At 65.5% G+C, this 13,701-nt stretch carries 14 protein-coding genes; 8 read left to right on the forward strand and 6 right to left on the reverse strand.

The window, feature by feature from the left end; genetic code table 11:
* Positions 1-55: 55 nt before the first annotated feature.
* Both AC07XP_RS26520 and aptA read right to left on the reverse strand, forming a co-directional pair.
* Entirely contained in the window at positions 56-1,153 is a 1,098-nt protein-coding gene (locus AC07XP_RS26520; RefSeq protein ID WP_495266358.1) for a C45 family autoproteolytic acyltransferase/hydrolase, read from the reverse strand.
* A 48-nt stretch (positions 1,154-1,201) separates the two neighbouring features.
* Positions 1,202-2,560: an omega-aminotransferase AptA gene (gene aptA / locus AC07XP_RS26525; protein ID WP_495266359.1), complete on the reverse strand. Its 1,359-nt coding sequence runs from the start codon at positions 2,558-2,560 to the stop codon at positions 1,202-1,204.
* A gap of 164 nt (positions 2,561-2,724) precedes the next feature.
* Here aptA and AC07XP_RS26530 point away from each other — a divergent pair, with 164 nt between their 5' ends.
* Genes AC07XP_RS26530 through gabT form a run of 3 tightly spaced genes read left to right on the forward strand, consistent with a single transcriptional unit; the run spans position 2,725 to position 6,249 of the window.
* Positions 2,725-3,672 carry a GntR family transcriptional regulator gene (locus tag AC07XP_RS26530; protein ID WP_487849427.1) on the forward strand — a complete coding sequence of 316 codons (948 nt, stop codon included), beginning with the start codon at positions 2,725-2,727 and terminating at the stop codon, positions 3,670-3,672.
* A 14-nt stretch (positions 3,673-3,686) separates the two neighbouring features.
* The gene (locus AC07XP_RS26535) at positions 3,687-4,925 is read left to right on the forward strand and encodes a serine hydrolase domain-containing protein (protein WP_495266360.1); all 1,239 of its coding nucleotides are present in this window, start codon (positions 3,687-3,689) and stop codon (positions 4,923-4,925) included.
* A 34-nt stretch (positions 4,926-4,959) separates the two neighbouring features.
* Positions 4,960-6,249 carry a 4-aminobutyrate--2-oxoglutarate transaminase gene (gene gabT / locus AC07XP_RS26540; RefSeq protein ID WP_495266361.1) on the forward strand — a complete coding sequence of 430 codons (1,290 nt, stop codon included), beginning with the start codon at positions 4,960-4,962 and terminating at the stop codon, positions 6,247-6,249.
* A gap of 4 nt (positions 6,250-6,253) precedes the next feature.
* Here gabT and AC07XP_RS26545 read toward each other — a convergent pair whose 3' ends face one another.
* Positions 6,254-6,637, reverse strand: coding sequence for a response regulator (locus tag AC07XP_RS26545; RefSeq protein ID WP_062473196.1), 384 nt, complete (start codon positions 6,635-6,637; stop codon positions 6,254-6,256).
* 236 nt (positions 6,638-6,873) lie between these two features.
* Between AC07XP_RS26545 and AC07XP_RS26550 the strand changes: the two genes are divergently transcribed.
* The 4 genes from AC07XP_RS26550 (at position 6,874) to AC07XP_RS26565 (ending at position 10,347) form a co-directional block, all read left to right on the forward strand.
* Positions 6,874-7,671, forward strand: a complete 798-nt coding sequence (locus AC07XP_RS26550) for an acetoacetate decarboxylase family protein (RefSeq protein WP_495266362.1) — start codon at positions 6,874-6,876, stop codon at positions 7,669-7,671.
* Positions 7,672-7,717: 46 nt separating this feature from the next.
* Positions 7,718-8,533 (forward strand): helix-turn-helix transcriptional regulator, encoded by an 816-nt coding sequence (locus AC07XP_RS26555; protein ID WP_495266363.1) that lies wholly within the window; start codon positions 7,718-7,720, stop codon positions 8,531-8,533.
* Positions 8,534-8,736: 203 nt separating this feature from the next.
* Complete coding sequence (locus tag AC07XP_RS26560; protein ID WP_495266364.1) at positions 8,737-9,936, forward strand: terminase gpA endonuclease subunit; 1,200 nt, start codon at positions 8,737-8,739, stop codon at positions 9,934-9,936.
* Between the two features lie 108 nt (positions 9,937-10,044).
* A complete protein-coding gene (locus tag AC07XP_RS26565) occupies positions 10,045-10,347 on the forward strand; it encodes a Mor transcription activator family protein (RefSeq protein WP_495259863.1) in 303 nt (100 codons plus the stop codon).
* Between the two features lie 269 nt (positions 10,348-10,616).
* On the opposite strand, the gene AC07XP_RS26570 is transcribed toward AC07XP_RS26565, so the two are convergent.
* From AC07XP_RS26570 to AC07XP_RS26580, 3 genes are all read right to left on the reverse strand, one after another.
* Complete coding sequence (locus AC07XP_RS26570) at positions 10,617-11,315, reverse strand: hypothetical protein (RefSeq protein WP_495259861.1); 699 nt, start codon at positions 11,313-11,315, stop codon at positions 10,617-10,619.
* 72 nt (positions 11,316-11,387) lie between these two features.
* Entirely contained in the window at positions 11,388-11,657 is a 270-nt protein-coding gene (locus tag AC07XP_RS26575) for a hypothetical protein (RefSeq protein WP_495259860.1), read from the reverse strand.
* A gap of 51 nt (positions 11,658-11,708) precedes the next feature.
* Positions 11,709-11,960 carry a hypothetical protein gene (locus tag AC07XP_RS26580; RefSeq protein WP_495259859.1) on the reverse strand — a complete coding sequence of 84 codons (252 nt, stop codon included), beginning with the start codon at positions 11,958-11,960 and terminating at the stop codon, positions 11,709-11,711.
* Positions 11,961-12,701: 741 nt separating this feature from the next.
* Here AC07XP_RS26580 and dusA point away from each other — a divergent pair.
* Entirely contained in the window at positions 12,702-13,667 is a 966-nt protein-coding gene (gene dusA / locus AC07XP_RS26585) for a tRNA dihydrouridine(20/20a) synthase DusA (protein ID WP_495266365.1), read from the forward strand.
* Positions 13,668-13,701: the final 34 nt, after the last annotated feature.

The raw sequence follows: 13,701 nt of genomic DNA on the forward strand, positions 1-13,701 counted from the left end.
GGCGTGGGCAGGTTCATGGCAACACTCCTGGCGATGGCTGGGCGGGGCGGGCGGATCAGAGGGAATACTCGGTGAAGCGGTGCGCCTTGAAGGGCGCCGGCGCGATGCGCATCTTTCGTGCCGCCGGGTCCATGACGATGGTCGCCACGGTGGCCGACGAGGCTCCGCCGGGGCCCGCGCTCGGGCTGCGGCACACGGCGCGCGGCGCGCCGAAGCGGTCCTGCAACGCGTCGAGCACGTCCTGCTCGGTGAGCAAACCTGCCGCGCGCTTGTTGTGCAGCGCCTCGGTCACGCGGCGGTCGCGGTAGAGCGAATCGGGCGTGGTCTCCAGGCTGCGGTCGACCACGCGCGCCAGCGCGGCCGGGGTCTTGAAGTGGTTGGCGTGCACCAGGATGCCGCCTTCGGGCTGCTGCCAGAACACCTGCTCGGGGCAGGTCTCCAGGCTCACGGCCTCGCCCTCGGTGTGCGTGATGATCATGTTGTTGGAGATCGAGCGCGCGCTGCGGCACACCACACCCAGCGCGTTGGCGTACAGCGTCGACTGCAGGATGCCGCGGCGGATCAGCGCCAGCGGCACGCCCTGCTGCTTGCCGTCGTTGTCGGCCTTGATGAAGTTGCCGGTGACGGCGATGCCCGCGCTGTTGAGCCCCGCGCGTGCCAGCGTGCCGGCCTCGGCGAAGGTGAGCATGGCCGGGCCTTCGTCCGGCTGGATGCGCAGCACCACGCCGAGTTCGAGGCTCTCGACACGCCAGTCCCAGTTCTGCGCATGGATGAGCTTGCCGTCGCGCGCGGCCGAGGGCATGACGACCACGCCGGTGCAGCCGTCGGGCGGCTCGGTGGCTTCGAGCTGCTGGAAGGCGTAGAGCATTTCGCTGCGCGCGTTGAGCGCCACGATGTCCTCGGCCGGCACGCCCGCGCCTTCGCCCACGCCCTCGATCTCGCGCAGCATGCCGGCGTCGAAGGCCTCGACCAGCGGCATGAAGCGGCGCGCCAGCGCGCGCGTGCGCTCCCAGCTCAGGCCCACGCGCTCGAAGGCGGCGCGGTAGGTGCGCAGGCTCAGGTCGATGCGGTCGCCGGCGGCGCGGCCGTACTGACGCCCGCGCTGCTGCGCGTCGCCTTCGATGTCGTACAGAGGGAACGATTCGATGTCCATGGTGTGTCTTGTCTCCGGGGCTTGTCTTGTCGGTGCAGCGTGAGGTGCTCAGGCTGCCGTGTCGGTGGCTTGTGCGGTCTGCGCGATGGCGGCGCGCAGGCTGTCGATGATCTGGTCGATGTGTCGGCGCTCCAGCGTGAACGGCGGCGACAGCGCAATGGTGTCGCCCACCGAGCGCACCAGCACGCCGCTTTCGTCCAGGCAATGTTGCGCCACGGCCTGCGCATGCGTGCCGGGGCCCGAGGCCCAGCCTTGCAGCTCGATGCCGGCCAGCAGGCCGACGTTGCGCACGTCGATCACGCCCGGCAGGCCGCGCAGGCTGTGCAGGCCGTCTTCGAAGTAGGGCGACAACTCGGCGGCGCGGGCGATCAGGCCGTCTTCGGTGTAGGCGTCGAGCGTGGCCATGGCGGCGGCGCAGGCCAGCGGATGGCCCGAGTAGGTGTAGCCGTGCGACAGCTCGACCGCGCTCACGCTGCCGTGCATGAAGGCGTCGTGCACCGCTCCGCGCATGAGCACCGCGCCCATCGGCACGGCGCCGTTGGTCAGGCCCTTGGCGGTGCTGATGAGGTCGGGCGTCACGCCGAACAGGTCGGAGGCGAAGTTGCTGCCCACGCGCCCGAAGCCGGTGATGACCTCGTCGAAGATCAGCAGGATGCCGTGCTTGTCGCAAATGTCGCGCAGGCGCTTCAGGTAGCCGCGCGGCGGCGGCAGCACGCCGGTGGAGCCGGCCACGGGCTCGACGATCACGGCGGCGATGGTCGAGGCGTCGTGCAGCGAGACCAGCGCCTCGAGCGCGTCGGCCTTGTCGATGCCGTGCGGCGGCTCGCCGCGCGAGAAGGCGTTGCGCGCCAGGTCGAGCGTGTGCGGCAGGTGGTCCACGCCGTTGAGCAGCGGCCCGAAGGTGCTGCGCTGGCGCCCGATGCCACCCACCGAGATGCCGCCGAAGCCCACGCCGTGGTACGAGCGCTCGCGACCGATGAGCCGGTAGCGGCCCGCGTCGCCGCGCGCCCGGTGGTAGGCCACGGCGATCTTCAGCGCGGTGTCGACCGACTCCGAGCCCGAGTTGGTGAAGAACACGTGGTCCATGCCGGCCGGCGCCATCTGCGTGAGGCGCTGCGCCAGCGTGAAGGCGGCGGGGTGGCCGATCTGGAAGTTGGAGGCGTAGTCGAGCACGTCGATCTGCGCCTTCATCGCCGCGCTGACCCTCGGGTTGCGGTGCCCCGCGTTCACGCACCACAGGCCGGCGATGGCGTCGAGCACGCGGCGGCCGTCGGCCAGGTCGTAGTGCAGGCCCTCGCTGCCGACGATGAGGCGCGGCGCTTGCTTGAACTTGCGGTTGGGCGTGAAGGGCATCCAGAACGCGTCGAGCGAACCGGGTGGCGTTGTCAGGGTATCGGCGGAAGCCACGGTGTTTTTCTCCTTGGGAAACGACCCGTCGTCCGGGTCGGCGTGGGGCCGATCTTGAAATCCAAATTGTATTTTTGGCGTGAGATGTACATGGTTTTTTGGGGCCAAAAATACAAAGAACCCGCGATGATCGGCACCCAGCCCGTGTTTCCGGAGACCCATGGATGGCCCCGCAGCAGCAGATGCAGACGCAGATGGACAACAAGTCGGTCCCGCCGCTCACCCAGCGCGTGAGCCGCTACATCCTCGACCAGGCCCTGGCCGGCGGCTACGAGAACGGTCGCCACATGACCGAGACCGACCTCGCGGGCCGGCTTGGCATTTCGCGCACGCCGGTGCGCGCCGCGCTGCGCCTCTTGCACGAGCGTGCGCTGCTGGCGCATGTGCCCAACCGCGGCTACACGCTGGTGGCCGACCGCGAGGCGCTCGACCGCGCACGCCGCGAGATGCCGGAAGACGAGGAGAAGACGCTCTACTACCGCGTGCTGCGCGACCGCCTCGCGGGCAAGCTGCCGACGCGCGTCAACGAACTCGAGCTGGCCCAGACCTACGGCGTGCCGCGCCCGCTGCTGCGCAACGTGATGACCACGCTGCTGCAGGACGGCGTGCTGCGCGGTCGCCACTACCAGCGCTGGGAGTTCACCGAAACCCTCGACTCGGTCGAGAGCGAGCGCGAGAGCTACCGCTTTCGCCTGGTGGTCGAATGCGCGGCGCTGCGCGAGCCGGGCTTCAAGGTCGAGCACGAGCGGCTGCTGGCCTGCCGCGAACAGCAGCAGACCTTGCTCACGCACGCCTCGCGCCATTCGTGGATGGAGTTCTTCGAGGCCAACGCGCAGTTCCACGAACTGCTGGCCAGCGCCTCGGGCAACCGCTTCATCCTCGATGCGGTGAAGCAGCAGAACCGGCTGCGCCGCATCTCCGACTTGTCGGACTACCCGCTCGTGAATATCGACTTGTTGCGCAAGTCGTGTCGCGAGCATTTGCAGATCCTCGACGCGGTCGAGGAGAACAAGCTCGAAGTCGCCGCCAAGCACATGCACGCCCACCTGAGCCGTGCCAGCGACATCCTGGAGCGCCGCGTGATGGGCGACTTGGATGCGCTCGGCGAATGAGACACCGCACCCTTATGACCACCCAAGAAACGACGGCTCCCGATGCCGCGCTGGCCGACGGCTGGCGCGATGGTTTTCCCACGGCTGGCACGGCCGTGCAGCGCCCGCGTGAGCGCCCGATCTTCCAGGCGCCCGAGAACCGCTGGGCCTTCTCGCACCTGCGCGAGCTGCAGCCGACGCGCAACGTGTCGCGCGGCACCGGCCCGGTGTCGGTGCTGCCGCGCGCCGAGCGGCCGGAGCTCGACACGCTGGCCTTCACCTTGCCCGCCGACGGCTCGTGCACCGACTGGCACAGCGCGCTCACAACGATCTGCGCCGACGGTGCGGTGGTGCTGCACCGCGGGCGCATCGTGTACGAGCGCTACTTCGGCGCGCTCGACGAGCACGGGCAGCACATGGCGATGTCGGTCACCAAGTCGGTCGTCGGCACGGTCGGCGCGATGCTCGCGGCCGAGGGCGCGCTCGATGAGCATGCGCAGGTGCGGCACTACATCCCCGAGCTGGCGACGAGCGCCTTCGGCCACGCCACCGTGCGCCAGGTGATGGACATGACGACGGGCATCGACTACTCGGAGGACTACACCGACCCCGATGCCGGCGTGTGGAAGCACGCACGCGCCGGCCAGCTGTTGCCGCGTCCTGCGGGCTACGCGGGTGCCGAGGGCTACCGCCAGTTCCTGCAGACCGTGCAGGGGCAGGGCACGCACGGCGAGGCCTTTGCCTACCGCACCGTCAACACCGACGTGCTGGGCTGGCTCATCAGCCGCGTGGTGGGCCAGCCGCTGGCGCGGGTGCTGAGCGAGCGCATCTGGTCGCGCCTGGGTGCCGAGCAGGACGCGGCCTTTGCCGTGGACGGGCAGGGCGCCGAGTTCGCGGGCGGCGGCCTGTGCACCGGCCTGCGCGACCTTGCGCGGCTGGGCGAAATGATGCGGCTGGGCGGTGCTTTCAACGGCACGCAGATCGTGCCCGAGGCCGTGGTGGCCGACATCCGCCGCGGCGCCGATCCGGCGCGCTTCGCGCTCGCGGGCTACACGCGGCTGGCCGGCTGGAGCTACAGAAACATGTGGTGGGTGGCGCACGACGCGCGCCGTACTTTCACCGCACAAGGCATCCACGGCCAGGCGCTGCACATCGACCCCGAGGCCGAGATGGTGGTGGCGCGTTTCGCCTCGCACCCGCTGGCCGCCAACGCGCACCTGCCGACCTCGATGCCCGCCTTTCGCGCGCTGGCCGAGCACTTGATGCGCGGCTGATTTCCTTCGCTTCTCTTTTCTTTTTTCTTTCTTCATGCTCACCCAAGTCACGACCAACGCGAGCCTGCAGGCCCGCAAGAACGCCGCCTGCGCGCAGGGCATCGGCACGCTCACGCCGCACTTCACCGCCCGCGCCGACAACGCCGAGCTGTGGGACGTGGAAGGCCGGCGCTTTGTCGACTTTGCCAGCGGCATCGCCACGCTCGCCACCGGCCACCGCCACCCGCGCATCGTGGCCGCCGTGCGCGCGCAGCTCGACGACTTTCACCACACCTGCTTCCACGTCACGCCCTACGAGGAATACGTGGCGCTGTGCGAGCAGCTGAACCGCGTGGTGCCCGGCCCCAGCGCGAAGAAGAGTGCGCTCTTCACGACCGGCGCCGAGGCCATCGAGAACGCGATGAAGGTGGCGCGCGCTGCCACCGGCCGCAGCGGCGTGGTGGCGTTCTCGGGCGCCTTCCACGGCCGCACCTTCATGGGCATGGCGCTCACCGGCAAGGTCGCGCCGTACAAGGCGGGCTTCGGCCCGATGCCGGGCGACGTGTGGCATGTGCCGTTCCCCGCCGCGCCGCTGGGCGTGACGGTGGACGACAGCATCGCGGCGCTCGACAGGCTGTTCAAGACCGACGTCGATCCGCAGCGCGTGGCGGCGATCGTCATCGAGCTGGTGCAGGGCGAGGGCGGCTTCTACGTGGCGCCGCCCGCGCTCATGGAACACCTGCGCGCGGAGTGCGACCGCCACGGTATCCTGCTGGTCGTCGACGAAATCCAGACCGGCTTCGGGCGCACGGGCAAGCTGTTCGCGCTGGAGCACTACGGCATCGAGGCCGACCTGGTCACGACCGCCAAGAGCCTGGCCGGCGGCTTTCCGCTGTCGGCGCTCACGGGACGCGCCGAACTCATGGACGCCACGCGCGTCGGCAGCCTCGGCGGCACCTACGCGGGCAACCCGCTGGCAGTGGCCGCGGCGCTGGAGACGATGCGCGTGATCGAGGACGAAGGGCTGGTCGCCCGCGCCCGCATGCTGGGCGAACGGCTGACCGCGTGCCTGTCGGCCCTGCGCACCGAGGTGCCACGCATCTGCGACGTGCGCGGCCTGGGCGCGATGGTGGCCGTGGAGTTTCGCGATCCGCACAGCGGCGAGCCCGATGCCGAGTTCACGAAGCGCGTGCATGCGGCGGGGCTCGAGCGCGGGCTGCTGCTGCTGACCTGCGGGGTGCACGGCAACGTGGTGCGCTTCCTGTTTCCGCTCACCATTCCGGAGGCGATTTTTGAAGAAGGGCTGGGGCTGCTGGCCGAATCGATTCGGGCGGCCAACGTCTGAACGACTAACGGCGCGGCGCAATGCCGAGCGTGCGGCAGAAGTCGTAGAAGTCTTCGAGCTGCAGCGACTTGTCGAACACCGCATCGACGCCCGCCGACAGCGCGCCTTCACGCACCTCGGAGGTCGCGTGGTTCATGAACACCACGGTGCGCTGCGCGGGCGACTTGCGTTCCCTCAGGTGGTTGGCCACGGTCAGGCCGTTGCCTTGCGCAAGGAACACGTCGATCACGGCGGCGTCCCAGGCGTCGGGGTTCGCGTCGAGCCAGTCGATGGCTTCGTCGCTGCTGCTGGCGGTGGCGACGACTTCGCATCCGGAGAATTCCCTCAGTCCATCGGTCAGGGTGGTGGCGATCAGGGGGTTGTCTTCTATGAGGTAGATGCGGGTCATCGGTGCGTAGCCTGGAAATGAAATGCAACGGCTCGTCTGCGCTTGTGGCGCGGGTCTGCCGGGCCGGTCCATTGTCACGAGGCGAGGGCGGGGCGGAGTCGGACAACGCCGCCACATGGCGTCCCCCGCGCACGCGAAAGCGCTGTTTGTGCATTGCATCACTGGCGTACAAGACGCGGAGGCGGGGCGTGCCTATCTTGCGGGGCTTCTTTGACTCCGTCACGACAGGTTCTTCGATGCCGCGTTCTTCTTCGTCTTCCTTCGCTCCACCCTTCACCGCTTCGGGCCGCAGCGCGCTCGTGCAGGCGCCGCCGTGGCACTACGCCGGGTGGCTGGTCAATGTGGGCTTCTCGTTCGATGCCGCACGCGGCGCCGCGCTGGTGCCGCCGGAGGTCGGCGTGGCCACGGGCAACGGCTGCGTGCATTTCGCCGACTGGCAATCGTGCGGCGACGACGGGCGCGAAATGCTCGACCCCGTGTACGCGCAATACCGCGAGACCATCGTGGTGCTCGAGATCGAACCGGCGCGCGGCGACACGTCGCGCCGCTGCTTCTACTGCCCGCTCATCTACGTCGACCAGGATATCTCGATGCTGCGCGGCTGGCTGCAGGGCTGGCCCAAGAAGATCGGCCAGACCTGGCTCACGCGCAGCCTGCCGCTGATCCATCCGGCCGCCGCGCCGATGGCGGCCGGCAGCCGGCTTGGCGCGAGCCTCAGCGTGAAGGAGCGGCGGCTGGTGGATGCCACGGTCACGTTGTCGGGCGAGGCGAGCGGGCCACTCGGCTTCCTGGCCGCGCCCACCATCGGCGCCATCGGCTGGCCTGACCTGACGCAAGCCGGCAGCGTGGCGGTGCCGCGCTACCTGCGTGCCGACATCGTCGACCGTGTCGAAACGGGCTGGGTTCACGGCGAGGCCACGCTGCGCTTTCACGAGCACCCGGTGGAGGAGCTCGCGCTGCTCGGCCCCGTGCAGGCGACGCAGGCCAGCGCGGGCTGGATGGGCCTCACGGTGCGCGGCGCGATCGCGGTGTGAGGAGGGCGCTGCCTCCGGCGGGTGGCTGCGCTACCCTCGGCGGGCCATGACGCTTCCCGCCCCGACGACCTCGCACGTGATCGGCATGCCGCTGGCCGACGGCACGCCGGTCGAGGTGATGTTCGCGGGCGATCCCAAGGCGCACTTCGCGCTGCATTGGCATGCGGAGTGGAGCGTGGGCGCGATCGTCGAAGGCCGCTGCGAGTTCGTCTGCGCGGGCGCGCCGTGTACGGCACAGGCCGGCGAGCTGGTGCTGATGCCGCCGTTCGCGCTGCACACCGCCGGCGTGAGCGCGCAGGGCTTTCGCATGGTGATGCTGTACGTGCCGCACGCCTGGGTGGCGGCGCGAATGGGCTGGCCGGCGGATCGGCGCGGGACGCTGCGGCAGGAGGTCTGGTGCGACGAGGCGAGCGTCGATGCGCTCGCGCAGGCGGCATCGGCGAAGGACGGTGCGCGCATCGGCGCGCTGCTCGACGGCATCTTCCGCACGCAGACGACCGACCCGCTCGTGGCGGTCGCGCGGGCGACGGGGGATGCGCGCGTCGAGGCGGTGTGCGACCTGCTCGCGACCGAGGACGCCTGCCGCATCGAACCCACGTCGCTCGCCGAACGGCTCGGCGTGTCGCGCGAGCATTTCCATCGCCTGTTCCGCGCGGCGGTCGGCATGGCGCCGGCGCAGTACGCACGGCTGGCGCGCATCGCTCGCGCCAAGGTGCTGCTGCGCGAGGGCCATGCACCCGCCGAGGTGGCCGCGCAATGCGGCTTTGCCGACCAGGCGCATTTCTCGCGCTGGTTCCGCCGCTGCTTCGGCGTGACGCCGGGGAACTACCGGGCAGGCGGCTCGCCAAAAACCGGCGCGTGAGAAACTACGCCCCCGAGCGAGCGCCCCGCGTATGAACGACAAGTCCTTGAATCTGAAAGAAAAAATCATCTCCGTCGCGCCCATGATGGATTGGATGGGACCTTCAGAAAAACTGTAGGCCTATCAGTCACTTACGCTACAACGGCCTCTGGCCTGTGCCAGGAATGTGGCATTCGGGTACCGCTTGGGCCGCTTTCGACCATGTGGGCGCTGCCTCCGTCGAAGCCGACTACCTGCAGATATGGGACGCCCGTGCGATGTGGGTCAGCGAGTGCGGCCGCTATCGCTACGACCACGATCTGCACGTTTGGACTGACGCGCAAGGCGTTGTCATCCGCGCGCCGCGCCATGTGGCCTTCGTGGAGATGTGGAGCGGCTACAGCCCGCAGCGTGCATGGTCCGACATCGTGCGCGAATTCCTCGAAGCCACGATCAAGGCGAAGGCAGGGGACACGGCGCCGCTCGAAGGCTTCGTGAACGAAACCCTTGCCCAGTATTGGGAGGCTGTGGTGGAGCGCGCCGACGAGCACGCACCCTCACGTCGCGCCGAGAAATATCGTCACTTCACGGTGCCGTATGGCGGCCTCGTGCTGGTCACCGGTGTGGACGTTCAAGACAACCGCTTCGAGGTGGTGACCTGGGCCATTGGCCGCGGCGAGGAAATGTGGTGCATCGATTACAGCGTGATCTACGCGACCCCCGCCGACGAGCGCGATTGGTCGCACCTCGACACCTACCGCAAGACGATCTTTCAACATGCCAGCGGGCAGGCAATGAAGATCGAAGCGATGGCCGTGGACACCGGCGGTCACTTCACGCACCAGGCCTACAACTACTGCCGCCAGCGCGAGCGTGAACGGGTCTTTGCGGTGCGCGGCGACCCGCAGCCGTCGAAGATGGTGAAGAGCAAGGCCACCGTCCAGGACGTGAACTGGGGCGGGAAGATCATCAAGCGCGGCGTGCGCCTCTGGTACGTCGGCGCCGACACCGTCAAGGATTTGCTTTACGGCCGCCTGTGCGTCGAGAAGAAGGGCGTTGGCTTCGTTCACTTCTGCGTGGACCTGCCGCGCGAGTTCTACACGCAGTTGACCTCTGAGGCGCGCGTGCCGCAGCGCGTTGCTGGTGGCGAGGCCTACAAGTGGATGAAGTCGCCTGGCGTGCGCAATGAGGCGTTGGATTGCTCGGTCTATGCGATCTCTGCACGCACATGCTCGGTCTGCACCTATACACCGGAAAGATGTGGGAACGGCTGGAGTCCATCGTGCAGCCGGCGAACGGTGATCTGTTTCGTGTGGAACAAGCGCAAGAGGTTTCACCAGCGGACGTTCCACGCGAAACGCAATCGGTTGAGCAGCCCTCCGACCAGGCAGATGCCGAGCCGAGCACGACGAGCGCGCCGCTAGCGCCTCCCGCACCGCCAATACCGCGCCGCCGTTAGTTGCGCCCCCTAAGCCGGCTCCGCCGCGCCGAAGCGTTCAACGTCCCTCCCGTCAATCCTTCCCCGCTAGATCATGGTGAACATCACGAATCAAAACGACATCGTTCTCGACATCCTCGGGCGAGTGCAGGAAGCACTTGCCGAAGCCAAAGGCGAGCTGACGCCTGAGTTGGTGAAGGGCGTCGAGGCTGGCATCCGTGCGGACTGGGGTGGTGACCGTGTGTTCATCGCGAAGCGCCCCGGGGAGGGGCATGGCAATCGCAATAGCCGGATCTTCCGTGACTACCTTGCCGGCGAGCGCATAAAGCTGCTTTCGCGGCGCTATGAGCTTTCTGAGCGTCAGGTTCTCCGTATCGTCAAAGCGCCCGGGCGTTGAGCCGGTCCAAGACGCCTGCAACTATCGGTCGATAGTGTTGAGGCCGCGGCGAGAAGAATTAATTGCGAACTACTCAGTTGACTCGCAGCGGAAACCAAAGGCTCAAAGGATGACGGCCGATGTCATCTATGGCGCGTGGGGAAGCGTTGAGCTGGCATAAGCTGTTGCGTTAAAACAGGAATGGATTCGCGCCGCGTCGTGCTTGCTATTTGACGATTGGATCGGGAGGTGACCTGCATTCTGCGCATTGTCTGGAAACCATTGACTGGTTATAAGAAGACTGAGATATCTGTTGCATTTCCTGGGGAGCCCACCGACTTAAACTTATAGCCAAAAGCTAGGCTTTTGGCATAGACGACATCCGCCACCGGAAAAGGCTCCCACTGAGTGGCGTTTATAAGTAAGGATGCTACATTTAAGGTTGGAGACCTGATGATGCCAAGTTTTACAAGATCTTCTCGAAAATCAAGCGTTTGAACGAGCGCCAAAAATGTTGCTTGCATAGCATGCATTACTGTTCCTAGTTTGGCTTGGGCGACGTTGCCAAATCTGTCATGTTTGACGTTGTTATAGCTTTTCCACCAAGATGGATTTTTTGCCGCTTGCTGCCATGCATGCCATGGAAATGACGAATCACTTCTTTGTATATACCAAACCTTTTTGCCGTAAAACTGATCAGGGCGAAACACCTTTCGCGAGTCATTGATGTTGTAAAACGGCGCAACTCCGGCATATCGTTTTGCCCGGATCGCTGCAATTCCAAGGATGCTGTTATACCTGGCGTTATCCATTGCACTCTTGAATATGGATTCGCTTAAACTTCCACAATCCAGAAGGAGACTTGCAAGGACAGGGGAATGGACCTTTTGGTGGGCAGGAATAAATGTCACGACATTGCAAAAGGCTACAAATCTCTTTTCGATTTCCAAGAAGCTTTCGATTGCATCCAGTGCGTGATTTTGAGACATTGATTTTTCAATTGTTAAATTGCCCAGAGCGTGAGGCCGTGACGAAGTATCGTCGGCCTGAGAATGGTCCTGTTATGTTCTGTAATTGGTTTCTCTTCCGCTGACTTCAATTTGTTTGGCTGTAACCTTTGCTTGGCTTTCATGCCAAGCAGAAGTCATTTTTGCTTGATTGTCATTCCAATTTTTCTGTACATCTGATGTTTGAGAAAAATACGCGATGTCAAATTTGGTTTTCTGTTCAATGAGCGCAATATAGGCTTTTACAAGCTCCGAATTTTCTGGCAGCTCTTGGATCTTTTGTTCGAGAAAATATTTGCATTGATAGAATGCGTTGTCATTCATAATGGCCTTTGAGTTTTTGCGAAGGTAAATGGTTTGACGCCAACACGATAGTCAGGCTGTGCGTGCATTCGTTACAAACACTATAGCGAGTTTGAACGGCGAGGCCCGCTTGCTGGCGGCCCAGCCTTCATTTGCCTCCGCCGCCATTGAGATGCGGTTGGTTCGTGCGAAGCCCATTTCGGGAGTCGATTGGCGTAGATCGCTATTGCCGGGGCAGTGTTGAAGTAGCCTTGCTTTTTTCTGATCCTCGGGGATGGACTGCAGCTTCTGGCCGGCTGAGCTGAAGGGCGTGCGCCGGTTCATGCGCCATCAGACCTTGGCGCGCCGTCACAGTGCGCGTAGCGACGAGGGGAGGTGTCACCTTGCGCCTTGTCGATGTCACTTGTTGCCTTTGATAGTCCGGTCAACTCTGACCAGAGGCCCGACCGTGGCTATCGACACACCTAACACCGAACCCATCTCCTTCATCCCCGGCGATACCGTCAAATGGACGCGAGCGCTAGCGGACCATCCGGCCTCGGCCGGTTGGGCGTTGAGCTACGAACTGCTCAATGCGATGCATCGCTACGAGATTTCTGCGAACGCAGACGGCGATGCGTTTCGCGTCGTTGTTGCTGCACAGGCTACGCAGGCCTATGGCTCTGCGCGACTCGTCGATGTATTTCTGGATGGCTTCGGCGAAGGTCGGATCGGGCGCCCTGAGCTTTTTCCAGGGCCCCAGGCTTGGAGAGTTCGGCCTCTCGGTTTTTCATCCAGAGCTTCGAGGCCGGCTCGCGGTCGAAGGTTTCCGTTTCAATGTGGACGACGACGCCTTCCTCCTGAATCCGGATTCGAGCCATGTGCGCTACGCTTCCGTCCGCGCGTTTGCGTTTGGTAATGCTGCCCAAGGGGGCCCTCTCGTTGGTACATGCCGAACTTGTGGCAAGAATGTACCAGCGACACCCGAAAAATAGCGATAAACAAGATCGAATGACAGCGAATGAGATTAGCGGTAACCCCGCGCCAGTACTTGATTTTCCTCGAAAGGCCCGTGCCGCCGAAGCCATGCGCTTGTCCGTGGCCCCGATGATGGACTGGACCGACAGGCATTGCCGCGTCTTCCATCGCCTCATGACACGCCACGCGCTGCTCTACACGGAGATGGTGACCACCGGCGCGCTGATCCACGGCGACGTGCCGCGCCACCTGCGCTTTCACGAAGAAGAACATCCCGTCGCGCTGCAGCTCGGCGGCAGCGAGCCGCACGACCTCGCGCATTGCGCGAAGCTCGGCGAAGAATGGGGCTACGACGAGATCAACCTGAACTGCGGCTGCCCGAGCGAGCGCGTGCAGCGCGGCGCGTTCGGGGCCTGCCTCATGAACGAGCCGCAGCTGGTGGCCGATTGCGTGAAGGCGATGGTCGACGTGGTCGATGTGCCGGTCACGGTGAAGCACCGCATCGGCATCGACAAGATCGAGAGCTACGAGTTCGTGCGCGACTTCGTCGGTGCGGTGAGCGAGGCCGGTTGCGGCACCTTCATCGTGCATGCGCGCAACGCCTGGCTGCAGGGCCTGAGCCCGAAGCAGAACCGCGAGATTCCGCCGCTGCGCTATGCGCTGGTGCACCGCCTGAAGCACGACTTTCCGGCGCTGCAGTTTTCGATCAACGGCGGCATCGCCACCAACGCCCAGGTGCACGAGCACCTGCGGCTGCTCGACGGCGCCATGATCGGCCGCGAGGCGTACCACAACCCCTGGTGGCTGGCCGAATGGGACGCCGAGTTCTACGGCGACACCCCGCAGACGCTCACGCGCGAGGACATCGAGGCGCAGATGTGCGACTACATGGTCCGCGAGGCGGCCGAACACGGCACCAACTGGTGGTCGATCGCGCGCCACATGCTGGGCCTGCGCAACGGCCTGCCCGGCGCGCGCCGCTGGCGCCAGGTCTGGAGCGACCACCGCCTGAAGACGCGTCCGCCGCACGAAGTGATGGCGCTGGCGCACGAACCTGCCGCCCAGGCCGCCTGAATTCCGGCATCGCCGCCCCGACTTTGTAGACAGT

The organism is Variovorax sp. GW531-E2, from assembly GCF_059423125.1.

Bases quoted from the DNA above. Each gene is read 5' to 3' on its own strand.
- AC07XP_RS26520 (WP_495266358.1), bottom strand. From the start codon at position 1,153: ATGGACATCGAATCGTTCCCTCTGTACGACATCGAAGGCGACGCGCAG.
- AC07XP_RS26530 (WP_487849427.1), top strand. From the start codon at position 2,725: ATGGCCCCGCAGCAGCAGATGCAGACGCAGATGGACAACAAGTCGGTC.
- AC07XP_RS26535 (WP_495266360.1), top strand. From the start codon at position 3,687: ATGACCACCCAAGAAACGACGGCTCCCGATGCCGCGCTGGCCGACGGC.
- gabT (WP_495266361.1), top strand. From the start codon at position 4,960: ATGCTCACCCAAGTCACGACCAACGCGAGCCTGCAGGCCCGCAAGAAC.
- AC07XP_RS26545 (WP_062473196.1), bottom strand. From the start codon at position 6,637: ATGACCCGCATCTACCTCATAGAAGACAACCCCCTGATCGCCACCACC.
- AC07XP_RS26550 (WP_495266362.1), top strand. From the start codon at position 6,874: ATGCCGCGTTCTTCTTCGTCTTCCTTCGCTCCACCCTTCACCGCTTCG.
- AC07XP_RS26555 (WP_495266363.1), top strand. From the start codon at position 7,718: ATGACGCTTCCCGCCCCGACGACCTCGCACGTGATCGGCATGCCGCTG.
- AC07XP_RS26565 (WP_495259863.1), top strand. From the start codon at position 10,045: ATGGTGAACATCACGAATCAAAACGACATCGTTCTCGACATCCTCGGG.
- AC07XP_RS26570 (WP_495259861.1), bottom strand. From the start codon at position 11,315: ATGTCTCAAAATCACGCACTGGATGCAATCGAAAGCTTCTTGGAAATC.
- AC07XP_RS26575 (WP_495259860.1), bottom strand. From the start codon at position 11,657: ATGAATGACAACGCATTCTATCAATGCAAATATTTTCTCGAACAAAAG.
- AC07XP_RS26580 (WP_495259859.1), bottom strand. From the start codon at position 11,960: ATGAACCGGCGCACGCCCTTCAGCTCAGCCGGCCAGAAGCTGCAGTCC.
- dusA (WP_495266365.1), top strand. From the start codon at position 12,702: ATGCGCTTGTCCGTGGCCCCGATGATGGACTGGACCGACAGGCATTGC.